This window comes from Paraburkholderia kirstenboschensis, from assembly GCF_032806925.1.
In the GTDB taxonomy this organism is placed as follows: Bacteria; Pseudomonadota; Gammaproteobacteria; order Burkholderiales; family Burkholderiaceae; genus Paraburkholderia; species Paraburkholderia kirstenboschensis.
Map to the genome: position 1 here is coordinate 3313467 of NZ_CP136513.1, position 23612 is coordinate 3337078.

Annotated in this window: 15 protein-coding genes and 1 pseudogene; 3 read left to right on the forward strand and 13 right to left on the reverse strand. The window is 64.3% G+C overall.

Annotation, left to right across the window (positions count from 1 at the left end; genetic code table 11):
• Window positions 1-49 precede the first annotated feature (49 nt).
• From proC to RW095_RS37545, 6 genes are all read right to left on the reverse strand, one after another.
• The gene (gene proC, locus RW095_RS37520) at window positions 50-865 is read right to left on the reverse strand and encodes a pyrroline-5-carboxylate reductase (RefSeq protein WP_317020735.1); all 816 of its coding nucleotides are present in this window, start codon (window positions 863-865) and stop codon (window positions 50-52) included.
• An 84-nt stretch (window positions 866-949) separates the two neighbouring features.
• Window positions 950-1648 carry a YggS family pyridoxal phosphate-dependent enzyme gene (locus RW095_RS37525; RefSeq protein WP_317020736.1) on the reverse strand — a complete coding sequence of 233 codons (699 nt, stop codon included), beginning with the start codon at window positions 1646-1648 and terminating at the stop codon, window positions 950-952.
• 36 nt (window positions 1649-1684) lie between these two features.
• Window positions 1685-2911, reverse strand: a complete 1227-nt coding sequence (gene glcF, locus RW095_RS37530; protein WP_317020737.1) for a glycolate oxidase subunit GlcF — start codon at window positions 2909-2911, stop codon at window positions 1685-1687.
• A gap of 7 nt (window positions 2912-2918) precedes the next feature.
• Complete coding sequence (gene glcE, locus RW095_RS37535) at window positions 2919-4007, reverse strand: glycolate oxidase subunit GlcE (RefSeq protein ID WP_317020738.1); 1089 nt, start codon at window positions 4005-4007, stop codon at window positions 2919-2921.
• Between the two features lie 136 nt (window positions 4008-4143).
• Complete coding sequence (locus RW095_RS37540) at window positions 4144-5637, reverse strand: FAD-linked oxidase C-terminal domain-containing protein (protein WP_317020739.1); 1494 nt, start codon at window positions 5635-5637, stop codon at window positions 4144-4146.
• Between the two features lie 141 nt (window positions 5638-5778).
• On the reverse strand, window positions 5779-7194 hold the full coding sequence (locus RW095_RS37545) for an FAD-linked oxidase C-terminal domain-containing protein (RefSeq protein WP_317020740.1): 1416 nt from the start codon (window positions 7192-7194) through the stop codon (window positions 5779-5781).
• Window positions 7195-7758: 564 nt separating this feature from the next.
• Here RW095_RS37545 and RW095_RS37550 point away from each other — a divergent pair.
• On the forward strand, window positions 7759-8313 hold the full coding sequence (locus tag RW095_RS37550; protein ID WP_317020741.1) for a cob(I)yrinic acid a,c-diamide adenosyltransferase: 555 nt from the start codon (window positions 7759-7761) through the stop codon (window positions 8311-8313).
• Between the two features lie 105 nt (window positions 8314-8418).
• Window positions 8419-9624 (forward strand): NO-inducible flavohemoprotein, encoded by a 1206-nt coding sequence (gene hmpA / locus RW095_RS37555; RefSeq protein WP_317020742.1) that lies wholly within the window; start codon window positions 8419-8421, stop codon window positions 9622-9624.
• 69 nt (window positions 9625-9693) lie between these two features.
• Here hmpA and RW095_RS37560 read toward each other — a convergent pair whose 3' ends face one another.
• From RW095_RS37560 to RW095_RS37585, 6 genes are all read right to left on the reverse strand, one after another.
• Entirely contained in the window at window positions 9694-10026 is a 333-nt protein-coding gene (locus RW095_RS37560; RefSeq protein ID WP_317020743.1) for a helix-turn-helix domain-containing protein, read from the reverse strand.
• A gap of 3 nt (window positions 10027-10029) precedes the next feature.
• The gene (locus RW095_RS37565; protein WP_317020744.1) at window positions 10030-10368 is read right to left on the reverse strand and encodes a type II toxin-antitoxin system RelE/ParE family toxin; all 339 of its coding nucleotides are present in this window, start codon (window positions 10366-10368) and stop codon (window positions 10030-10032) included.
• A gap of 197 nt (window positions 10369-10565) precedes the next feature.
• Window positions 10566-11639 (reverse strand): 3-deoxy-7-phosphoheptulonate synthase AroG, encoded by a 1074-nt coding sequence (aroG, locus tag RW095_RS37570; RefSeq protein ID WP_317020745.1) that lies wholly within the window; start codon window positions 11637-11639, stop codon window positions 10566-10568.
• Between the two features lie 346 nt (window positions 11640-11985).
• On the reverse strand, window positions 11986-13452 hold the full coding sequence (tldD, locus tag RW095_RS37575) for a metalloprotease TldD (RefSeq protein ID WP_088173110.1): 1467 nt from the start codon (window positions 13450-13452) through the stop codon (window positions 11986-11988).
• Between the two features lie 91 nt (window positions 13453-13543).
• Window positions 13544-14440, reverse strand: a complete 897-nt coding sequence (locus RW095_RS37580) for a carbon-nitrogen hydrolase family protein (protein ID WP_317020746.1) — start codon at window positions 14438-14440, stop codon at window positions 13544-13546.
• Between the two features lie 178 nt (window positions 14441-14618).
• A complete protein-coding gene (locus RW095_RS37585; protein WP_317020747.1) occupies window positions 14619-18806 on the reverse strand; it encodes a YhdP family protein in 4188 nt (1395 codons plus the stop codon).
• Window positions 18807-19009: 203 nt separating this feature from the next.
• On the opposite strand from RW095_RS37585, the pseudogene glnE reads away from it, so the two are divergent.
• Window positions 19010-21811: pseudogene (gene glnE, locus RW095_RS37590) on the forward strand (bifunctional [glutamate--ammonia ligase]-adenylyl-L-tyrosine phosphorylase/[glutamate--ammonia-ligase] adenylyltransferase); the annotation flags it as partial.
• A gap of 123 nt (window positions 21812-21934) precedes the next feature.
• Here the strand turns inward: glnE and recN are convergent.
• Window positions 21935-23605 (reverse strand): DNA repair protein RecN, encoded by a 1671-nt coding sequence (gene recN, locus RW095_RS37595; RefSeq protein ID WP_317020749.1) that lies wholly within the window; start codon window positions 23603-23605, stop codon window positions 21935-21937.
• Window positions 23606-23612: the final 7 nt, after the last annotated feature.

The following is a 23612-nucleotide window of genomic DNA, read 5'->3' on the forward strand; positions in this document are numbered from 1 at the left end:
CCGTCACAGCCGGTACCAGGCGATAGACAGTAACCGGCGATGGCCGCGCTTACTGCTTGCCGAACTCGTCGCCCATTTCTTTCGCGCGCGCATCGGCGGCGAGCGCCCCGCGAACGATTGCCTCCTTCACGCCGCTCGCGTCGAACGATGCAAGCGCCGCCGCCGTCGTGCCGCCCTTCGATGTCACGCGTTCGCGCAACACGCCCGGCGGCTCGTCCGAATTCGCTGCCAGTTGCGCGGCTCCCGTGAAGGTCGCCACGGCGAGCGCGCGGCCTTGGGCTTCATCCATGCCGAGCTGGCGCGCGGCTTCCTGCAGTGCTTCGATGAAGTAAAACACGTAGGCCGGACCGCTTCCAGAAATGGCGGTGACGGCGTCGATTTTCGCTTCGTCGTCGAACCATACCGTTTCGCCCACTGCGCCTAGCACCTGCGACGCAAGCGCGCGGCCCGCTTCGCCGACACTTGCGGTTGCGGCCAATCCGGCGACGCCCATGCCGATCAGCGCCGGCGTATTGGGCATGACGCGCACGATCCGCGTGTGGCCGTTCAGCCAGCGCGACATGTCGTCCATACGAATGCCGGCGACAATGCTGATTGCCAGTTGCGACGCCTTCAGATGCGGCGCGAGCGATTCAGCGACGCTCTTCAGGATCTGCGGCTTCACCGCGAGCACGACGGCGTCATACGCAGCGAGCGCCGCGTCGGCAGCGGCGCCGGTTTGGACGCCAAACTGCTCTTCGTTGCGCTTGCGCGCGTCTTCGTTGGGATCGATCGCATACAGATCGGCGGGCGCGATGCCACGCTTGATAAGGCCGCCGATCAACGCCGCAGCCATGTTGCCGCCGCCGATAAAAGCAATTTTCATGATGTTCCGGAAGGTTTGATTGAGCGTATGAGTCCGCGCTTACAACTGGGCTTGCAGCCGAAGTTGAAACTGCGTTTGCAGCCGCTAGTTCGAGTAATCGCGCGCGCCGAAGATGGCGGTGCCCACGCGCACAATGGTCGCGCCTTCGAGTACCGCGGCCTCGAGGTCGTTAGACATGCCCATTGAGAGCGTATCGAGCTGGAGACCTTCGTCGCGCAGACGTTCGAACAGTTCGCGCAACCGGCGATGCGGCACGCGCTGTTCGTCGATGCTGCCGACCGGTTCGGGAATCGCCATCAGGCCGCGCAATTTCAGCTTGGGCAGCGCGGCGATCTCTCTCGCGACTTCGACGGCTTCCGCGACGCTCAGGCCGCTTTTCGACGTCTCGCCGCTGATGTTGACCTGCAGGCAGACATTCAGCGCCGGCAGATTATCGGGCCGCTGTTCGGAAAGCCGCTGTGCGATCTTGAGGCGATCCACCGAATGCACCCAGTCGAACTGCTCGGCCACCGGACGCGTCTTGTTCGACTGCAACGGCCCGATGAAATGCCATTCGAGCGTGCCGCGCAAATCGGCGAGCGCTTCGATCTTCGTGATGGCTTCCTGCACGTAGTTTTCGCCGAACGCGCATTGACCGGCGACGTGCGCCGCGCGCACGTCTTCGGCGGGAAAAGTTTTCGAGACCGCGAGCAGGGCGATGGAACGCGCGTCGCGCCCGGCCACGTGTGCGGCCATCGCGATGCGCTGCTGCACCGCTTCGAGGTTATGAATCAGATCGGGCATGGAACGAACGGGAACGGACGGAAGTCGATGCCCCGATTATACGGACAGCATGTGCTCGACCAGTTCGATCCAGTGCGCGACCGGTGTGGACGTGCCGCTCTGCAGGTGCGAAATGCAGCCCACATTCGCGGACACGATCATTTGCGGCTCCTGCGCCTGCAGCCGCTCGAGCTTCTGATCGCGCAACGCATACGAGAGCCTCGGCTGCGTGAGCGAGTAGGTGCCGGCCGAGCCGCAGCAGAGGTGGTTGTCGGCGGGCAGGCGCACTTCCACGCCGAGTCGCGTCAGGAGATGTTCCACTGTGCCGCGCACCTGCTGTCCGTGCTGCAACGTGCAGGGCGGATGAAAAGCCACCGTGTGGATCGCACGGCGGCGCGAGATCGACGCGAGTTGTTCCTCGAAGTCCGGCAGGATCTCGGCAATGTCGCGTGTCAATTCGACGATGCGGCGCGCTTTCTCGGCATACGCCGGGTCATGGCGCAACAGGTGCGCGTATTCCTTGACGGTTGCGCCGCAGCCCGACGCGTTCATCACGATCGCCTCGACGCCCTGTTCGACATACGGCCACCATGCGTCGATGTTTGCGCGCATGTCGACGAGCGCTTCGTCGTTATAGCCGAGATGCAGGCGCACGGCACCGCAGCAGCCCGCCTCGGACGCGACCAGCGTTTCCACACCGAGGGCATCTAGCACGCGCGCGGTGGCGACGTTGACGTTGGGCATCATCGACGGTTGCACGCAGCCCGCGAGCATCAGCATCTTGCGTGTATGTCTTGCGGTCGGCCATTCGAGCGGACGCTGCCGCGCGGGCACCTTGTCGCGCAATTTTCGCGGCAGCAGCGCCCGGAAATGCTGGCCGAGACGCATGGCCGGCGTGAATAGCGCGCTGTTCGGCACGAAGCTCGCGAGGAATCGGCGCGTGAGACGCTGGCCGAGCGGGCGCGTTACCTTTTTCTCGGTGATCTTGCGGCCGATTTCTACCAGCTTGCCATACTGCACGCCGGACGGGCAGGTCGATTCGCAATTGCGGCAAGTGAGGCAGCGGTCGAGGTGAACCTGCGTGCTGCGCGTGACTTCGGCGCCTTCCACCATCTGCTTGATCAGATAGATGCGGCCGCGCGGGCCGTCGAGTTCGTCGCCGAGCAACTGGTAGGTCGGGCACGTGGCCGTGCAGAAGCCGCAGTGCACGCAATTGCGCAAGATGGCGTCGGCCTCGTCGCCGTCGGGCGTGTTGCGAATGAAGTCCGCGAGATTGGTTTGCATCGCGCGCTCAGAAGTCGGGGTAGAGACGGCCGCGATTGAAGATGCGGGCCGGGTCGAAAGCGGTTTTCAGGCCGCGATGGATTTTCATCAGCGGCGCGGGCAGCGGCGTGAACACGCCGGCTCCGCGGTCGTAGCCGAGGCCGGTGCGGAAGATCGTCGCGTGACCGCCGGCTTGCTTTGCGCTGATGCGCACGGTTTGCGCGTCGGTGTCCGTGATCCACCAGCGCTGCGCGCCGCCCCATTCCATCAATTGAGCGCCTGGCAATTGCAGCGGCTCGGTGATGGACGGCAGCGCGAGCCTCCACAGCGCGGCTTTCGGCGGAATCGCGGCGAAGAACGTGTCGGTCTGCTCGCGCAGGCCCGCCCAGAAGCGTTCTGCCTCGACCGCATCGACAACCTCGCCGCCCAGCGACGTACGCGCCGACTTGACCGCGCTCTCGGCGCCCGCGAGACGCACGGCAAGCGTGCCGTGGCGCCACGCGCTCGCGGTGATCGGCAACGGGCGGCCGCCCCATTCGTTGAGCTTACGGACAGCGTCCGTGCCGTTCACGTCGAACTTGAGCGTGGCTTCGGCCTGCGGCTGCGGCAGCACCTTGACCGAGAGTTCGAGGATGAGCCCAAGCGTGCCGAGCGAGCCCGCCATCAAGCGCGAGACGTCATAACCGGCGACGTTTTTCACCACCTGGCCGCCGAAATGCAGTGCTTGTCCCTGGCCGTTCATGATGACCGCACCGAGCACGAAGTCGCGCGCCGCACCGGCCGACGGGCGGCGCGGGCCGGCGATGCCCGCGGCGATGCAGCCGCCGAAGGTGGCTTGCGGCCCGAAGTGCGGCGGCTCGAAGGCGAGCATCTGATGGTGTTCGGCGAGCGCGGCTTCGATTTCGAGCAGCGGGGTGCCGGCGCGAGCGGTGATGACCAGCTCCGCCGGGTCGTACGCGACGATGCCGCGATAAGCGCGCGTGTCGAGGATCTCGCCTTCCAGCGTCTGACCGTACCAGTCTTTCGTGCCGCCGCCGCGAACGCGCAACGCGCGGCCTGCGGCGCTGGCGGAACGCACGCGTTCCGACCACATGGCGACGATGTCGTCCTCTTCCATGATGCCCTGCTTCGTTGTGTTTCGATCGATTGTACCGGGCGGGGGCTCGCTGACAACCCGGAGCGGACCCGCATCGGGTAATCAGGGTGAGATGGCGGCAAGCGCCGCCACGACGGGCTATGCGTATTGCGTGGCGCTAGAAGCGCGGCAGTTCCGGATGCGGCAGCAGACCGCCGCGCACATGCATCTTGCCGTACTCGGCGCAGCGCGCTCGGGTGGGAATGCCCTTGTCCGGGTTCAGCAGGCCGGGCGGATCGAACGCACGCTTGACCGCGTGAAATGCATCGCGCTCTTCCGGCGAGAACTGCACGCACATGGAGTTGATCTTCTCGATGCCGACGCCGTGCTCGCCCGTCACCGTGCCGCCCAGTTCGACGCACGCTTCCAGAATGTCGGAGCCGAACGCTTCGGCCCTGTGCCATTCGTCCTGGTCGTTGCCGTTAAAGAGAATCAACGGATGCATGTTGCCGTCGCCCGCATGAAAGACGTTGATGCAGCGCAGGCCGTACTTCTTTTCCATCTCTTCGATGCGCGAGAGCAGCGGCCCGATACTGCGGCGCGGCACGGTGCCGTCCATGCAGTAGTAGTCCGGCGAAATCCGGCCCGCCGCGGGGAACGCGTTCTTGCGGCCGGACCAGAAGCGCAGCCGCTCGTTTTCCGTGCGCGAGATCTGGATACGGGTTGCGCCGTGCTCGCGCAGCACTGCGGTCATGCGGACAATTTCGTCGGCGACTTCCTCGGGCGTGCCGTCGGATTCGCATAGCAGAATCGCCGCCGCGTCGAGATCGTAGCCCGCGTGGACGAATTCCTCGACCGCGCGCGTGGCCGGCTTGTCCATCATCTCGAGGCCCGCCGGAATGATGCCCGCGGCAACGATGCCGGCGACCGCATCGCCGCCTTTCACGACGTCGTCGAAACTGGCCATGATGACTTGCGCCGTTTGCGGTTTCGGAATCAGCTTGACGGTGACCTCGGTGACGATCGCGAACATACCTTCGCTGCCGATCAGCACCGCGAGCAGATCGAGGCCGGGCGCGTCGGGCGCGAGCGAGCCGAACTCGACGATCTCGCCTTCCATTGTCACGGCGCGCACGCGCAGCACGTTGTGCACGGTGAGGCCGTACTTGAGGCAATGCACGCCGCCCGAGTTCTCCGACACGTTGCCGCCAATCGTGCAGGCGATCTGCGACGACGGGTCCGGCGCGTAGTACAAACCGTAAGGCGCGGCGGCTTCGGAAATCGACAGATTGCGCACGCCCGGTTGCACCGTGGCGGTTCGCGCGTAGGAGTCCACATCGATGATTTTCCTGAAGCGCGCGAGCGATACCACCACGCCGTGGCGAATCGGCATTGCGCCGCCGGACAGGCCAGTGCCGGCGCCGCGCGGCACGATCGGCACTCCGAGACGATGGCAGATCTGCACGATGCGCTGCACTTGCGACTCCGTCTCCGGCAACGTGACGGCGAGCGGCAGACGACGATAGGCGGCGAGGCCGTCACAGTCGTACGCGACGGTATCTTCGTCGCGATACAGCAGACAGTGGTTCGGCAGCACCGCCATCAGCGCCTGCACGACTTCGCGCTGGCGCTGGGCGAGAACCTCTGCCGACAGTTCGGCGGGTGCATTCATGTGAGTCGTCTCCTCGTGTCTCTCGCCCGGCGCTATCCGGCGCTTGCGTGGCGGGCCGTTTGCGGCAGCCGCGGCTCGATCACGCTCAGCCGCGGTCAGTCCTGCTCAATTGCTTTCGACAACGCGCCTCCGAACGACGCTTCAAGCCGCCCAGCTAAAAATCTTGCCGGGGTTCATCAGATTTTGCGGATCGAGCGCGTGTTTGATGGAGCGCATGGTGTCCACCGCAACGTCGCCATGTTCTTCCAGCAGAAAACCCATCTTGTGCAGACCGACTCCATGCTCGCCGGTGCAGGTGCCGTCCATGCGCAGCGCGCGCTGCACGATGCGATGGTTCAACCGTTCGGCCTCGGCGAGTTCGTCCGGCTTGTCCGGATCGATCAGGATCGCGACGTGGAAGTTGCCGTCGCCGACATGGCCGACGATCGGGCAGGGCAGCGGCGACGCCTTCAAGTCCTGCTCGGTTTCCACAACGCATTCCGCGAGTCGCGAGATCGGCACGCAGACGTCGGTCGTGACGGCGCGGCAACCGGGCTTCAGTTGCAGCATCGCGAAATAGGCATTGTGGCGCGCGTTCCACAGACGGCTGCGGTCTTCCGGCCGCGTCGCCCATTCGAATCCTTCGCCGCCGTTCTGCGCGGCGAGTTCCTGCACGAGTTCAGCCTGTTCCTTCACGCCGGCCTCGGTGCCGTGGAATTCGAAGAACAGTGTGGGCGCCTCGCGCAGCGTGAGATTCGAATGCCGGTTGATCGAGCGGATCGCGAGCGCGTCGACGAATTCCACGCGGGCAATCGGCACGCCGATCTGAATTGTTTCGATGACGGCGCGAACCGCGTCGCCCATCGACGGAAATGCGCAGACGGCGGCGGACACGGCCTCCGGCTGCGGATAAAGACGCACGGTGACTTCGGTGATCACGCCGAGCGTGCCCTCCGAGCCGACGAATAGACGCGTGAGGTCGTAGCCCGCGGACGATTTGCGCGCCCGCGTGCCGGTCTTGATGACGCGGCCGTCGGCCAGCACCACGCTCAGCCCGAGCACGTTTTCGCGCATCGTGCCGTAGCGCACAGCGTTGGTACCGGATGCACGCGTGGCCGACATGCCGCCGATGCTCGCGTCCGCGCCCGGATCGATTGGGAAAAAGAGGCCGGTGTCGCGTAGCGCTTCGTTCAACTGCTTGCGCGAAATGCCTGGCTGGACGGTGACCGTGAGATCTTCGGCGTTGATGGACAGCACGCGGTTCATTTCCGACAGATCGATCGACACGCCGCCCTGCACCGCAAGCAGATGCCCTTCCAGCGACGAGCCGTTGCCGTACGGAATGATCGGCACGTTGTACTGGCCGCACAGCTTGACGGCGGTCTGCACGTCTTCGGTGTTGCGCGCGAAGACGACGGCGTCGGGCAGTTGGGGATCGAACGGCGATTCGTCGCGGCCATGGTGCTCGCGCACGGCTTGCGCGACCGACACGCGCTCACCGAAGGCGTTGGTGAGGGCGCTCAGCAATTCGGCAGGGAATGGCCGGCGCAGCGTGGCCGACGGAACGGAATGATTCACACATGTCTCCTGTGTCGACCGGAGTTAGCGCTTCAGCGCTTACTCCGGTCCCAATCAAGGATGTCGACCGGAGTTAGCGCTTCAGCGCTTACTCCGGTCCCAATCAAGGATGTCGACCGGAGTTAGTGCTTCAGCGCTTGCTCCGGTCCCAATCAAGGATGTCGACCGGAGTTAGTGCTTCAGCGCTTGCTCCGGTCCCATCAATGACGTGGACCGGCGTTAGCGCGTTGGCACTTGCTCCAGCTCCATGAAAAAGCTTGTTAGTAATTGTCAGGCGAAGCTGCTTTTGCAGCGGGCACTTCATTTTACGCCGATCGCTTTCTGCCGGGGTCGCGCCGCTTTCATTGCTCCGGGGACTTCGCGCCGGCCATCGCTCCTATAATGGCGGCGGCTGCTGGCTCTGCGCAATATGGTTAACGCGGTGATAACGCGGTAGATGATGCGGTGGCTGCGCAGCGGCCAGCACAGTGCAAGGCACTGGGACCTAGTCGGTGCCCGGTGCGCTATGGGTGCGCTGATGTCCGCGATCGGCGCGGGCATCGTCATTGAATGCATGGAGAAATCATGGGTAACCGTCTGAGCAAGATTGCCACTCGTACCGGCGACGACGGCACCACCGGTCTCGGCGACGGCCGGCGCGTCCGCAAGGACAGCACGCGCATTGCGGCGATCGGCGACGTCGACGAACTCAATTCGAATCTCGGCGTGCTGCTGTGCGAGCGTCTGCCTGATGACGTGCGAGCGGCGCTGGTCTCGATCCAGCACGATCTGTTCGACCTCGGCGGCGAACTGTGCATTCCCGGTCACACAATGATCACGGACCGCCATCTCGCCCAGCTCGACGACTGGCTCGCGGATCACAACGCTGCGCTTGCGCCTCTAAAGGAGTTCATCTTGCCGGGCGGCTCGCGCGCGGCGTCTCTCGCCCACGTTTGCCGTACCGTTTGCCGCCGCGCCGAACGCTCGATCGTCGCCCTCGGTGACGAGGAAGCCGTCAACGCCGCGCCGCGTCAGTATGTGAACCGTCTGTCGGATCTTCTGTTTGTCCTCGCACGTGTGCTCAATCGGGCTGATGGCGGCGCGGACGTGCTCTGGCAGCACGATCGCGGGCAAAACTAGGCGCACGGCCCCTTTCAGCACTCGGCAATGGGCCTGCGACAATCTGTCTGAGTGGACCACATGCTTTAAGATGTATTGTATGTGCATCTTTAAGGAGAAGCATAAATGACCGCCCTGACCGCCGAACAGATTGCCCGCGTCAAAGCCACGGTGCCCGTGCTTGCTGAACATGGCACGACCATCACGAAGCATTTCTACAAGCGCATGTTCGCGCATCATCCGGAGTTGAAGAACCTGTTCAACCAGACGCACCAGCAGAGCGGCAATCAGCCCGAAACGCTGGCGCGCGCGGTGTATGCGTACGCGGCCAACATCGACAATCTGGGCGCGCTCGGCCCGACTGTCTCGCGGATCGCCAACAAGCACGCCAGCTTGAACATCCGGCCCGAGCACTATCCGATTGTGGGCCGCCACCTGCTGGGTGCGATCGTCGACGTGCTCGGCGACGCGGTCGATCAACCCACGCTCGACGCATGGCAAGTCGCGTATGGTCAGCTCGCGAACATCTTCGTGGGCACCGAGGCGAAGCTGTATGAAGGCGCGGCGTGGAGCGGCTTCCGGCCGTTCAAGGTGGCGCGCAAGCAGGTGGAGAGCGACGAAATTACGTCGTTCTACCTGACGCCTGCCGACGGTTCGGCCGCGTGTGACTTCGAACCCGGCCAGTATGTAAGCGTGAAACGGTTCGTCGACAAGCTGGGCGTCGATCAGCCGCGTCAGTACAGTCTGTCGGACGCACCACATGGCAAGTGGCTGCGCATCTCCGTGAAGCGCGAAGACGGGCGCGAAGACACAGCGCCCGGTCACGTGTCCAACCTGCTGCACGCGGATGTCGAAGAGGGCACCGTCGTACATGTGAGCGCGCCGATGGGCGACTTCACGGTCGACCGCAAGAAAACCACGCCTGTGGTGCTGATGAGCGGCGGCGTGGGCGTGACGCCGATGACCTCGATGCTGTCAACCATCCTCGCCGACGGCAGCGAGCGGAGCGTGACTTTCGTGCACGCATGCCGTAACGGCCGCGTGCATGCGTTCCGGCAGTGGCTCAATGAGACCGTCGCGTCGTATCCGAACGCGAAGCGCGTGGTGTTCTACGAAGCGGTCGACGCAGGCGACCGGCAGGGCGTCGACTACGATTTCGAAGGGCGTCTGGACGTGGCAAAAATCGCCGATCAGGTCATCGTGCCGGATGCCGACTACTACATCTGCGGACCGGTGCCGTTCATGCGCGCGCAGTGCGATGCGCTCGCAGCGCTCGGCGTGGACCCGGCGCGGATTCACACAGAAGTCTTCGGTTCGGGCGCGGTCGAGTGAAACGTAATCGTGCATGGTAAGCCGCGCAAAGAAGCGCAAAGAACGCAAACAAGCCGCGAGCCATGCACGCTATCCCACCGCCAACGTAACCGGCTTGCCGATTCGGCTCAACATTTCCACGAGCGTGTCGATGGTGAACTTGGTGGTTTTCTTGTTGACCACGTCGGACACGCGCGGGCGCGAGACCATGAGAATCTCAGCGGCCTCTGCCTGCTTCAGATGATGCTGCTCGATCCAGCTGGATAATTCTGTCATGAGCTGCTCCTTGAGCAGCCTCGTGTCGTTGATCTGCTTTTGCGACGCCGCATGCAAGCGCTTCGCCTCCGCGGCGGAAAAGCCCAGTTCGAGGAACACGTTCGCGCCAGGCTTGGTTACGTGACGAATTTTAATGTCGATCGTCATTTGTTAAGGTTTCCTATCATTAATAATGGCGCGGTACCGCGTTTCGGCGATCAATCTGTCGTGCGGAGCCAGCTTTTGCGTTTTCTTCCGCATGCAATGAAGCAAGTAAAGCGCCTCGGCAAACTTCGTAACGTACATCACGCGATAAATGCCGTTAGCTTCTCTGATGCGGATTTCACGCGTTCCAGCGCCGATTGAGTCGAACGGCTTCCAGTCGTCAGGATCGAGACCTGCCTGAATTTTGCCTAACTGGAAGCCCGCTTGCCGGCGCGGCTCTTCGGGAAAGGCGAGTAGATCGCGATAGCTGGACCCTAGCCAGCGAATTTCTTTTTCCTGCCCCATAACCGCCTTTCGTGTACAAAATATTATACGTACCAATCCACCGGGTCAAGTCATTCCAGACCCGGCCATGACTCGTTACGGTACCGAGGCGGCCCATGAAGCACCATTCATCCGTTCGGCCAGGAAACAAAAAACCCGGCTGGTCGAGCCGGGTTTTTCGTCTGCAAACCGCATCGCACGATGCGGCCGAACAGCAATCAGTTGCCGCTTCCGCGCGCCACGCGCCTTTGCTTCACGGCTTCGGCGAGACCTTCGAGCACGGCAACGCTTTCGTCCCAGCCGATACATGCATCGGTGACGCTCTGCCCGTATGTGAGCGCGCAGCCTTCCTGCAAGTCCTGGCGACCGGCCACCAGATGCGATTCCACCATTACGCCTATAATTCGTTCGTCGCCCGAAGCAATCTGTCGGCCGATGTCCGCGCACACCGGGATCTGGTTCTCATGCTTCTTCGAACTATTCGCGTGGCTCGCGTCGATCATCAGACGCGCGGCGAGACCTGACTTGCCGATGTCCGAGCACGCCGCGTTGACGCTGTCCGCGTCGTAGTTCGGCGTCTTTCCGCCGCGCAGGATGATATGGCAATCCTCGTTGCCCGCCGTCGATACGATCGCCGAGTGGCCGCCTTTCGTGACCGACAGGAAATGGTGGGGCTGCGACGCGGCTTTGATCGCGTCGACGGCGATCTTCACATTGCCGTCCGTGCCGTTCTTGAAACCGACCGGGCAAGACAGGCCCGAAGCGAGTTCGCGGTGCACTTGCGACTCGGTGGTCCGCGCGCCGATCGCGCCCCACGAGATCAGATCGGCGATGTACTGCGGGCTGATCATGTCGAGATACTCAGTGGCGGCCGGCAGACCGAGTTCGTTGATGCGCAACAGCAGTTCGCGCGCCGTGCGCAGCCCTTCGTTGATCTTGAAGCTGTTATCCATATGCGGGTCGTTGATGAGACCCTTCCAGCCGACCGTCGTGCGCGGCTTTTCGAAGTACACACGCATCACGACTTCGAGTTCACCCGCGAAGCGCTTGCGCTGTTCGACGAGACGCCCCGCGTATTCCAACGCCGCCTTCGTATCGTGAATCGAGCACGGCCCGACGATGACGATCAAGCGGTCGTCCATGCCGTGCAGAATGCGGTGCATGGCGGTGCGCGAGTTGTAGATCAGGTCGGACACCGCTTCGTCGCAGGCAAATTCGCGGATCAGGTGCGCAGGCGGAGTAAGTTCTTTCAATTCGCGAATGCGGACATCGTCGGTGTTGTGCGGGGGCATGTTGTTCTCCTGAATCGGTTCGTAGCGTGTTCGCGCGGGCGGTGCGTGCAAAAACATAGTGTTCAAAGGCGGAAGGCGAAAAAAAACCGCCAGACTCGCTGGCGGTTTTTCGGGAATTCTCGGTGTTCTACGTGCACTAACACCCCTCTCGATCCGCCAGCGGTCTGAGATACCAAAAAAAGTAAAAGTAAAACTTGGCGGACATGGCGAAATGGAGTCGCTGGTCAAAAAGGGTGAGTGACTTTATAACCCGGTTAAGCTCGACTGACAAGCGGCACGGCCGGAAAATGCGGAAAATCCGCATGTTTCGCCCATATGGCGCACGAAACATGCGGCGTGTTCACTTTCAGGCAGTGCCGCCAACCGTCATCCGGTCGATGCGCAGTGTCGGCTGCCCGACGCCAACCGGCACGCTCTGGCCTTCCTTGCCGCACACGCCGACGCCCGAATCGAGCTTCATGTCGTTGCCGATCATGCTGACGTATTTGAGCGATTCGGGACCGCTGCCGATCAGCGTCGCTCCCTTGACCGGGTACGTGATCTTGCCGTCTTCGATCATGTATGCCTCGGAGGCCGAGAACACGAACTTGCCGTTGGTGATGTCGACCTGGCCGCCGCCGAAATTCACCGCATACAAGCCGTTTTTCACCGATTCGATGATTTCCTGCGGGTCCTTGTCGCCGTTGAGCATGTACGTGTTGGTCATGCGTGGCATGGGCAACGCCGCGTACGACTCACGGCGTGCATTGCCCGTGACCGGCATCTTCATCAGACGCGCGTTGAGCGTGTCCTGAATGTAACCCTTGAGAATGCCGTCTTCGATCAGCGTCGTGCACTGCGTCGGATTGCCTTCGTCGTCGATGTTGAGCGAGCCGCGGCGGTTCGGCAGCGTGCCGTCGTCGACGACAGTCACGCCCTTGGCCGCGACCTGCTCGCCGATGCGTCCCGCGAACGCCGACGAACCCTTGCGATTGAAGTCGCCTTCGAGACCGTGGCCGATTGCCTCGTGCAGCAACACGCCGGGCCAGCCCGGTCCGAGCACGACAGTCATCGCGCCGGCCGGAGCCGGGCGCGCTTCGAGGTTCACGAGCGCTGCGTGCACCGCGTCGTCGACGTAGCGCGACAGCACTTCGTCGGTGAAATAGCTGTAGTCGAAGCGGCCACCGCCGCCGCCACTGCCGATCTCGCGGCGCCCGTTCTGCTCGGCGATCACCGTGACCGACACCCGCACGAGCGGACGGATATCCGCTGCGAAGCCGCCGTCGCTGCGCGCGACCAGCACGACGTCGTATTCACCGGCGAGACCCGCCATCACTTGCTGGATGCGCCGGTCGCGACCGCGCGCCATGTGTTCGATGCGCTCGAGCAGCTTGACCTTGGCGGTCGCGTCGAGCGAATGCAGCGGATCGGCGGGCAGGTACAGATCGCGCCCGGCGATGCCGGTCAGCGACGACGCCACCTTGATCTTCTGCTTGCCGCCGCCAGCCTTGGCAATTGCACGTGTGGCAATGGCCGCCTGGCGGATAGCTTCGGGCGACAGGTCGTCCGAATACGCGAAAGCCGTGCGGTCGCCCGACACGGCACGCACGCCGACGCCCTGGTCGATGCTGAAACTGCCCGACTTCACGATGCCTTCTTCCAGACTCCACGCTTCGCTGCGGGTTGCCTGGAAGTACAGGTCCGCATAGTCCACGCGATGCGTGAAGATCTCAGCCAGCGTGCGCGTGAGCAGGGATTCGTCGAGACCGTAGGGCGTCAGGAGGATGTCCTTGGCGGTGGCGAGATTACGGATACCGGGTTCGATGATATTCATGCGAAGTATGTTCTGCTCGATACGAAGGATTCGGTTAGCGCCACCGTCACTATATGGGTAAGGGGCGCCGCAGTTTCAATGTCAATGTGTCCTAGCTCAGCACCCGGTGACGCCAGGCGGGCAGGCTCTGCCGCACTTCGTCGATGCGAGTGCGCTCAAGCGTCCCAGCGACCACGGCGGCGCCTTCGTCTCGCACTGCCACGATTTCGCCCCACGGGTCGATCAACATGCTGTGGCCCCACGTGCGGCGGCCGTTCTCGTGCTTGCCGCCTTGCGCCGCGGCCAGCACGTAACACTGGTTTTCGACGGCTCGGGCACGCAGCAGCATCTCCCAATGCGCGCGGCCGGTCGTGTAGGTAAACGCCGATGGCACGACCATCAGCGCGCAATCGCCCATGCGCCGGTACAGCTCGGGAAAGCGCAGATCGTAGCAGACCGACAGGCCGACACGGCCGAAGGGCGACTGGAAAGTGCGGACCTCGCCGCCGGGGCAGACGGTGCGCGCCTCGTCGAACGATTCCTCGCCTTTCTCGAAGTTGAACAGATGAATCTTGTCGTAGCGGGCTGCCTCGTTACCCTGCGGGTCGAACACGAGCGTGGTGTTCAACACGCGCGACGGTTCGGGCGCGGTGACCGGCAGCGTGCCGCCGATCACCCACAGCTTGTGACGGCGCGCGGCATCCGCGAGAAAGCGCTGAATCGGGCCGTCGCGATAAGCCTCGCGCACGGCGAGCTTGTCCGTGTCCTTGAAGCCCATGAAGCAGAAGTATTCCGGCAGGAGGACAAGCTGCGCGCCATCGGCCGCGGCTTCTGCGATCAGGCGCCCGGCGTCGGCCAGATTTCGGTCGCGATCCGGCGTGCTCACCATTTGCAGCGCCGCAACGCGGAACGTGCTTTGTGTGTCGCTTGCCTGCCCAAGCTGCGAAGCGCTCGGCGCGGTGGCGGACAAAGCGGGGGACGAAGATGAAGAGACGTGTGTTTCGCTCATGAGCGTTTCGAAAAACTCCCGGCAAAGGCGGCGGCGCGAAATTCCGCGGCCGCATACGTCGTTCGAGGCTGGCTCGGGCCGCGGGTGTGGAGCGCTGAAAATCCTAAATCCGTAACCAACGGCAGCGTCGACCCCGGCATCGACCTGAAGCTTCAACCAGAGCGTCGACCGAAGGCGCTTACTTCGCGCCCGCGCTCGAAGCTGGAGCGTCCATCTTACCCCGATCGCTCTTGACCCGCTCGATGTGCGGTTTCGACCACGAGCCGGTGATCGCGTACTCCCGCGCGAACGCGTGCGAGATGGATTGGCTGAACGCCAGATCCGCCACCAGCGCGCCCAGGCCGAGCAATGGATTGATCACTGCGGCCGCGATGACCGCTGCGCCGGCGCTCACCGTCGGCACGATCCGGACATGCAGATCCTGCGTTTCCTGAGCCAGATCGACGGAGCCTTTCATTTCGGCGCGGGCCGGCGCGGTCACCATCTCGAAGTTCTCGGTGCGGCCGATGCCGTTGTGAATCTGCGCGGTTCCCGTGACGTGCTCGAACGGCAGACCTTCACCGATCACGTCCCGAAAGTTCATCGTCGCGAAGCGCGCAAGGCTTTGCAGACTGAGCACGCCGAGCAGCTTGGCGACGCCCGGATCGACCTTGAGAATCTGGCCGTGACGAAGATCCACGGCCATGTTGCCGTTCAGCGTCGGGTAGTCGATCGCGGTCGGGCCGCCGCGCCACACCATCTTGCCCGACAGCGTGCCGCTGCCCGCCTTCAGCGTGCGCGGCTGGCCGAAGCGCTGGAGCAGTCCGCCCGCATCCTTGATGTCGAGCTTGAAATCGAACACAGTGCGGCGCGACGTGGTGTCGTCAGCGGAGTTGCCCAGTTCGGTCGACGTGCGCCAGTTCGCCGTCGCCGTGAGCGTCGCCGAGGGATTTGCAATGTCCAGCTTGTCGAGTTGCCAGACGGGCACGCCGTCTTCGTTGAAATTGTGCGCTAGCACTTCGAGCCGGCCGACATCGCGGTCGCGCACAATCAGTTCGTTGACGACCAGATCGATCGACGGCATGTTCTGCGCCGGAGCCGAGATGGCCTGACCGAGCAGATCCTTGTCGGCCACCGACGGAATCACCACGCGCGCGAAGCGCGCCTGCAGCGTGCCCGGCGACGTCTTGTCGGCGCCCGGCAGCCACGAAACGTGACCGGACACCTGATTGGACGCGATATTCGCCTGCCATTTGCCGTCCGCGTGCGAAGCGCCGACGATCACGCTGTCCCAATGGCGTTTGAGCAGCGTCAAAGTACCGATGTGGAGCGCGAAGCGGCTCGGCAGGAACTGCGCGACAGTCGGGTTGGGAGTGGACGGCGCGGCAGATGCGGTGGGCGCTTCCTTGTTGCGCATCTGCGTGACGAGCGCGCGCCATGCGTCGGCATCGAATGCTTCCAGGTCGACGGCGGCGATCACGCCTTCCGAGGGCAGATCGGCCGGCCGGTTCACGCCGATTGCGCCGCGCAGCACCGTCGGCGGCCTTTTCGGCTCGTAATCCAGCAAATAGCGCGCGGCGATTGGACCGAAGTTGAGTTCGGCGCGCTCCAGTCCGCTTTCGCCGGCAACCGTCGACGGGCCGGCGGCGAGCCGCAGCGGCATGGGTGTACCGACCGGCTTGTTGAACGGCGCCGGAAAGTCGAGCGCGAGGCCGGTCAGGTCCGAGTTCGCGGTGAGTTGCGGCAGCTTGCCTTTCGCGCCCCGCACGCTGAGCGCGTAGGGGGCGCTGCCGTTCATGCGCGTGAGCACCTGAGCCGCAGGACCATGCAGACCGAGCCCGCGCGCCGCCTCGACGGCGATATGGCCGCCCAGGTCGAGCGCGTAGGTGCCGTCCTGCTTCAGTCCGCCGCTTGCCCGCAGGTCCCCGCCGAGGAACTGCGCGGTGAGCCGGTCCGTCTGCGCGCTGCGTTCGGTAAAGTGCACCTTGCCCCTCACCTGGGAAAGCGGCGGCACGTTCTCTACCGTCAGTCGATTATTCTCGAAGCCGAGCGCGCCTTCCACGCCGATATGCGGCTTCGGCGTGCGCGGAACCGTCAGCTTCAGCGCGAGCGAGGCCGGCCCTTCGGCGCGGATCTTCTCGGTCTGGTGCCGCGCCATGATGCCGAGCGAGCTTTCGTTCACGTAGTCGAGCATGTCGGCGAGCGGCCCGAGCCCGTCGCCCTTGATGACGAGATTCGACTCGCGCGTGCCGAGGTCGTCGATCCTGCCATTGACGCCATGCAGCGCCACGCGTTTATAGCGCGCGCGGTCGATGTCGAAGCGCAGCACTTTCTGTTTGAGTTCGAACACGCCGTCGATGCCGTCGAGCGGCGGCCAGACGTTTGGCGTGCCATTCCTCATCTTGCGCGGCGGGTACGGCGAAGGGTCGAATTTGCCGCCCTTGAACGGCGCGACGATATGGAAGATGCCCGCGTCGGGATCGCGCGAGTAGGGGAATTTCGTCAGATTGCCGTGTACCTCGATCGTCGCGCCGCGCGACATGCCGGCCTGCAAGCCGTGGCCGAGATAGATGCGCAGCTTCTCGCTGATGCTGGTCGGAAGATAGCGGGCGATGCGCGAGACCTGGGCGCGCTCGAAGTCCGCTTTCAGGTCGAGCGAGCCGCGCCCGTGACCGGGGTTGCTGTAGTCGGCGGTGGCGGTGGCCGCGACGTCTGCATTCGAGACGCCGAAATCGGCCAGTTTCACGGTGAACGCCGGGTGGTTGTCGCCGGGCGCTTTCATACCGATGGTCCAGTCGGCACGGCCGTGCAGACGGTCGAGCTTCAGGCGCGGATCGTCGAACACGCCCGGCAACGTGATCGCCACGTTGGACGTGTCGAGCATCGCCGTACCGTGACGTTGATCGGCGTCGACACTGCCCCATAGATTCTCGATGCCAGGAATGCCCGCGCGCGGGTGATTGCGCGCGGTGAGGCCAGGCGGCGGTTCCTGCGCGGCGACGCTGATACCTTGCAGATCGCCCTTGAAGCGATAACGCTCGACCGGCTCGGCGCCCGTCGCATGACGGTCACCGCCGGGCTCGCCCGATTCCGGCTTGCCGCGCTCCACTTCGATCAGATAGTTGGCGACGAGGCCGCGCGGGTTGTAGCGCACGAGACCGTTGAGAAGGGGCAGCGGCAGCGGCAGCGCGCGGCTGAATTCCGCGAGAATGCCCAGGTCCACACGGTCGCCCGACACGCTGACGAGCTGTCCGTTTTGCTGGGAAGCCTTGCGGTAGCGTCCGTCGAGCGTGCTGAACGTAAGTGTGCGGGTAAGCGGCGTGCCGTCCTCGAGCGGCGGCTGGCCGAGTTCGGCGCGCATATTACTGAGTTGAAGCTTGTAGTCGCCCTGATCGGCTTCCACGCGCCACCCGAAATGGGCGACCGGCAAAAGCAGTTTCGGCTGTGCGGGCCGCACGCGTAACGCGACATCTGCGCCGGCCATCTGGCCGCTTGCCGACTTCATGCGGCCGTCGGCGAACTCGACCCAGATTGCGTTGTCGATGCGGCCTGCGAACGTTTCGATCGGAAACCTGACGTAACGCGCAAGCGTGGGCAGATCGACCGGCCCGGTCGACACATAGGCCTGTCCCTTCCAGTTAATCGGCTTGCCGATCGCCGCGAGCGGCGCGTGCCGGAAATGCGTGCGGAAATCGATTGGGCCGTGTAGCAACCGGCCGTCCGGCGGCGCCTGAAGGGCAAGACGGTGATCGTAGCCGTCGTTCAGAATCGCTATACGGATGTCGCGCAGCGCGAGTTCCGGTTCGTCACGCTGGGCGTCGCGCCAGCGCAGCACGCCGCCGCGCACGACGATCGCCTGCTGGCGCACGAGCCACGTGGACAACGTGTCGTTGCCGCTATGACGGGTCGGCACCGGCACGCCCGCGACCGAGAGCTCGCCGTCGCTGCCGCGCGCAATCAGCACGTCCGGTTGATCGACGATCAGGCTCGAAAGCGTCGGATAGAGCTGCCAGAGCGAGCGCCACGACAAGCTCGCGGTGGCGTGCGGTATGGTGAGCGCGGGTTTGCCCTCGTGATCTCGAATCACCAGATTAGTGATGTCGAGCCCTGGTTGGAACTCGCTCCAATGCGGCGCCAGTTTGCCGATGGTGAACTGCGCGTGCAGCTTTTCGGAGAGGGCGGCTTCGATGCGCGGCCGGAAAGCGTCGGCGCGCGGCAGCACCACATAGCGCAAGCCGAGGTACAGTCCCGCCGCGATGAAATACAGGACGAGCGCGAGCGCCAGAACGACGTGAAGAGTCCGACGCAGCACGACGTGGTCGCTTCCGCTCAGAGGCCGGGCCTGCCCGGTTTCCTGCGGGTCGGCGGGTTCGTTTCGCTCGGACATGCTGCGGCGGGTGGGCGTATGGTAGTTTTGCGAATTAACGACGAAATGTAACACACGGGAAAGCGTCGGCAGGACTTCCTGTAGGCCCTGTCAGCACGCTGCCGCACGAGCCGTATCGGCGTGCCGGAAGTTGTGGTGCGACGAACCGGCCATGCCGTTGGCGCACGGTCCCCCGACAATCAAGCAACGAGCGAGCCAGACCTTTAATGACTCACGCTACTCTCCTGAGTTCCGACTATTCACACTACACGGCGCGCGCCGCCGCGGCCCGTCCCCAACTCGTCGTGCAGGTGGCGGAGCTTGCGTCCGCGCCCTTGACCCGCGAGCGCATCGACGCTCGTTTCGACACGCTCTGCGCGGAGGCGGCCGGCGGGGCCGCCGCTCCCTTGACCGAAGAGGCACTGAAACGGGCTCTGCGCCGGTTGCGCACCGAGGTGTTTTGCGCCGTGATGGAGCGCGACCTCGCTGGCGAGGCGGACGTCGCGGAAGTCACCGGAGCGATGACGGATCTGGCCGAGACGACGATCCAGCGCTCGCTTGCCGTGCTTTCCGCCGAACTGGAGGCGCTCTTTGGCGAGCCGCGCGGCCCGCAGGGCGAGCGGCTCACGCTGGGCGTGGTCGGCATGGGCAAGCTCGGTGGGCGGGAACTGAACGTCTCGTCGGACATCGACCTCATCTTTATTTATGAAGAGGACGGCGAGACCGCCGGCGGCCAGCGCGCGGCGATCGCCACGCAGGACTTTTTCACACGCCTCGGCAAGCGGCTGATCGGCGCTCTCGCCGAAGTCACCGCCGACGGCTACGTGTTTCGCGTCGACATGCGTCTGCGGCCGAACGGCGATTCGGGGCCGCTCGTATGCAGTCTCGGCATGCTCGAAGAGTATTTCTATGTGCAGGGCCGCGAGTGGGAGCGCTATGCGTGGATCAAGGGCCGGCTCGTTTCCGAAGGCACGAGCGAGGCCGCGCGGCGACTGTCGAAACAGCTGGATGCGATCGTCACGCCGTTCGTCTATCGCCGTTATCTCGACTTCGGCGTGATCAGTGCGATTCGCGCGCTCCATCTGCAGATTCGCCAGGAGGCGCAGCGCCGCGCGTCGATGCGCCCGGACAAGGCCGACGACATCAAGCTAGGGCGCGGCGGCATCCGCGAAATCGAATTCAGCGCGCAGGTGTTCCAGTTGATTCGCGGCGGCCAGGACGCCGGTTTTCGTGTGCGTCCGACGCTCGCCGTGTTGCGTCACGCCGCGACGCATGGGTTGATCGACACGTCGGTCTGCGTGAAGCTTTCGCAGGCATATCGGTTTCTGCGCGAACTGGAACACCGGCTGCAATATCGCAACGACGCGCAAACTCATGCGATGCCCGTCGATGCCGAGGACCGCGCGGCTCTCGCGCGTGCGATGGGCTGCGACGACTATCCGACGTTGATGGCGCGGCTCGACGCGCATCGTGAGTTTGTCGAACAGCAGTTCGATCAGATATTTGCGGACAAGGTAAGCGGCCGCGATGGCTGCGGCGCCCCCGAAGACGGCGCGGCGGCATGGGTCTGGAGCAGCGCACTCTCGGACGACAGCGCGGAAGATGCGTTGCGCGCGCGTATCGTCGAACTTGGCGTGGCGGAGCCGGGCGATCTGCTCGCGCGGCTGCGCGGTGTGTGGCAATCGTCGCGTTATGCGGGGCTCGCCGAGCGCAGCAGGCAGCGTTTCGACATCGTCGCGCAGCGTGCGCTCGAAGCCGCGCGCACGCTCGAGCCGCCCGAGCGCCGCGGCGATACGCTCGCGCGTCTTTTCGATCTGCTCGAAGCGGTGGGCCGGCGCGGTGCGTACCTCGCGCTGCTGACCGAATATCCGCAAGCGCTGCACCGGGTGTTGTCGGTGCTGGGCGCTTCGCGCTGGGCGGCCGGCTATCTGATCCGCCATCCGCAATTGCTCGACGAACTGCTCGACGACGAAGCGATCAACAGTCCATTCGACTGGCCCGAGTTCAAGCGCACGTTGCGCTTGCGGCTTGCCGCCGCGGACGGCGTCGAGCAGCAAATGGACTTGCTGCGCCATGCGCACCAGGCGGAAGTGTTCCGTATTTTGCTGATCGATCTGGCCGGCAAGCTGAGCGTCGAGCATGTGAGCGACCGCCTGTCCGAACTCGCCGATGCGGTGCTCGATGTGACGCTCGAAGCCGTCTGGAACCAGTTGCCGAAGCGCCATCGCGAGGTGCCGCGTTTCGCGGTGATCGCATACGGCAAGCTGGGCGGCAAGGAGTTGGGCTATGCGTCCGACCTCGACGTGATTTTCCTCTACGACGATCCCGACGACGCCGCAGCCGATATCTATTCCACGTACACCCGCCGGCTCATCACGTGGCTGACCACCGCGACCGGCGCGGGCACATTGTTCGACGTCGACCTGCGCCTGCGTCCGAACGGCGAGTCGGGCTTGCTCGTCACCGATCTGGACGCGTTCCGCCGCTATCAACTGCGCGAGGGCGACGCAGCCAACACGGCCTGGGTCTGGGAGCACCAGGCACTGACCCGCGCGCGTTACTGTGCGGGCGACGCGCAGATCGGCGCGCAGTTCGAGGCGATCCGTGAACAGGTGCTGACCACGCCGCGCGACGCCGCGCAGCTTGCCGCCGAGATCGTCGAGATGCGCGAGCGAGTGATCGCCGGGCACCCGAACCATACGACGCTGTTCGACCTCAAGCATGATCGCGGCGGCATGGTGGATATCGAATTCACCGTGCAGTACTGGGTCTTGCTGCACGCGGCGCGCGATCCCGAACTGATCCGCAATACCGGGAACATTGCACTGCTGCGCGAAGTGTCGCGCCTCGGGCTGATGAGCGAGGCCGAAGCCGAGACGGTCGGCGCGGCTTATCGCACGTACCGGAAGCTGCAGCACAAGCTGCGGCTGGATGGGATGGAGAAGGCGCGCGTGGAGCCGGCTCTCGTCGCGACGGAGCGCGATGCCGTGCTCGGACTATGGGAGCGGGTGTTCGGCGAGGGTTGAAGGAGGCGTGCGTCGTGCCGGCCGTGGCTCAAGCGTGGCCTACCGCCATTTGTCTTGTGCCGCTCCGGCGTCAAAACGTGCGCCCGCGCTGAAAGCCGGGCGTTCGCCGCAGTCTTCGGGCGACTAAGCCGCCAGCATTTCCTTCGCGTGCTTGCGAGTGGTCGGCGTGATTTCGAGGCCGCCAAGCATTCGCGCGACTTCTTCCACGCGGCTCGCCTTGTCGAGCGAAACGACGCTGCTTACCGTACCGCCCTTGCCATTGCCGGCCTTCGCCACCTGGAAATGATGATCGCCACGTGCGGCGACCTGCGGCAAATGCGTCACGCAAAGCACCTGGCGCGCTTCTCCGAGTTGATGCAATAGACGCCCAACCACTTCGGCGACGCCGCCGCCAATGCCCGTATCCACTTCGTCGAAGATCAGCGTGGGCGTCGGGCTTGCGGCGCTGGCGATCACAGCCAGCGCAAGGCTGATACGCGCGAGTTCGCCGCCCGATGCGACCTTGGCAAGCGGCCGCAGCGGCACGCCCGCATGCCCCGCAACGCGGAACTCGACCTGCTCCAGTCCATACGCGCCGCCTTCCGGGAGCGGCACCAGCGCCACTTCGAAGCTGCCGCCTTTCATCGACAGTTCCTGCATGCCGGTGGTGACCGCCGCGCCGAGCGCCTTGCCAGCCTTCGCGCGTGCTTTGGAGAGCTTTTTCGCTTCCGCGACGAAGACCTCGCGCGCCTTCGCTTCTGCTGCATGCAGGCTATCGAGGTCGGCGGCAGCGTCTAGCGCGGCGAGTTGCGCGCGGCGCGTTTCATGTTCCTCAGGCAGCGTTTCGGGCTGCAAGCGGAATTTGCGCGCCCCCGAATGCAGTGCGTCGAGGCGCTTTTCGACCTGGGCGAGCCGGTCGGGATCGAGTTCGAGCTTTTGTGCGTAATGGCTCAGCGAGTACGCAGCTTCCTGAAGTTGAATCTCTGCGGGTTCCAGCGCGGCCAGCACGTCGTTCAAGACCGGATCGATTTCAGCGAGGTCACGCACCTTCGACACGATCGACGCAAGATGCGTGATCATCGCTTCGTCCGATTCGGATAACGCAGTAAGCGCGCCTTGCACGCCGTCGATCAGATTCGCCGAATGCGACAGCCGCCGATGCTCGGCGTTAACCTCTTCCCATTCGCCCGGCTGGGGCGAGAGCTTGTCCAGTTCGGCAAGCTGCCAGGCAAGCCGCTCGCGTTCCAGTTGCAACTCGCGGTCGCGCGTTTGCGCATGCTCGACCGCCTGGACCTTCTCGCGCCATGTGCGCCACGCGCGCGTGACGCTCGCGGAAAGTTCGCTCAGGCCTGCGTGAGTGTCGAACAGTTCGCGCTGGGCGTCTGGACGCATCAGCAACTGGTGCGCGTGCTGGCCATGAATATCCACCAGCATTTCGCCGAGCTCGCGCAATTGCGCCAATGTCGCGGCCGTGCCGTTGATGAAAGCGCGCGAGCGCCCGTTCGCGTCCACCACGCGGCGCAGCATCACGGTGCCGCCGTGCTGGCCGTCGGCTGCCGACGCGCTGAACGCCTGCTCGTCGAGCCACTGATCCACCTGCGCGTGCGTGTCGAATTCCGCGGTGATGTCGGCGCGGCTCTCGCCGGTGCGAACGACGCTCGCGTCGGCGCGTGCGCCGAGCGCGAGCGCCAGCGCGTCGATGAGGATCGACTTGCCGGCGCCGGTCTCGCCGGAAAAAACGGTAAAGCCGCTGTCGAATTCGAGATCGAGCGCGGCGACGATGACGAAGTCGCGTATCGAGAGGTGGCGAAGCATGGAGGTG

Bases quoted from the DNA above. Each gene is read 5' to 3' on its own strand.
- proC (WP_317020735.1), bottom strand. From the start codon at position 865: ATGAAAATTGCTTTTATCGGCGGCGGCAACATGGCTGCGGCGTTGATC.
- RW095_RS37525 (WP_317020736.1), bottom strand. From the start codon at position 1,648: ATGCCCGATCTGATTCATAACCTCGAAGCGGTGCAGCAGCGCATCGCG.
- glcF (WP_317020737.1), bottom strand. From the start codon at position 2,911: ATGCAAACCAATCTCGCGGACTTCATTCGCAACACGCCCGACGGCGAC.
- glcE (WP_317020738.1), bottom strand. From the start codon at position 4,007: ATGGAAGAGGACGACATCGTCGCCATGTGGTCGGAACGCGTGCGTTCC.
- RW095_RS37540 (WP_317020739.1), bottom strand. From the start codon at position 5,637: ATGAATGCACCCGCCGAACTGTCGGCAGAGGTTCTCGCCCAGCGCCAG.
- RW095_RS37550 (WP_317020741.1), top strand. From the start codon at position 7,759: ATGGGTAACCGTCTGAGCAAGATTGCCACTCGTACCGGCGACGACGGC.
- hmpA (WP_317020742.1), top strand. From the start codon at position 8,419: ATGACCGCCCTGACCGCCGAACAGATTGCCCGCGTCAAAGCCACGGTG.
- RW095_RS37560 (WP_317020743.1), bottom strand. From the start codon at position 10,026: ATGACGATCGACATTAAAATTCGTCACGTAACCAAGCCTGGCGCGAAC.
- RW095_RS37565 (WP_317020744.1), bottom strand. From the start codon at position 10,368: ATGGGGCAGGAAAAAGAAATTCGCTGGCTAGGGTCCAGCTATCGCGAT.
- aroG (WP_317020745.1), bottom strand. From the start codon at position 11,639: ATGCCCCCGCACAACACCGACGATGTCCGCATTCGCGAATTGAAAGAA.
- tldD (WP_088173110.1), bottom strand. From the start codon at position 13,452: ATGAATATCATCGAACCCGGTATCCGTAATCTCGCCACCGCCAAGGAC.
- RW095_RS37580 (WP_317020746.1), bottom strand. From the start codon at position 14,440: ATGAGCGAAACACACGTCTCTTCATCTTCGTCCCCCGCTTTGTCCGCC.
- RW095_RS37585 (WP_317020747.1), bottom strand. From the start codon at position 18,806: ATGTCCGAGCGAAACGAACCCGCCGACCCGCAGGAAACCGGGCAGGCC.
- recN (WP_317020749.1), bottom strand. From the start codon at position 23,605: ATGCTTCGCCACCTCTCGATACGCGACTTCGTCATCGTCGCCGCGCTC.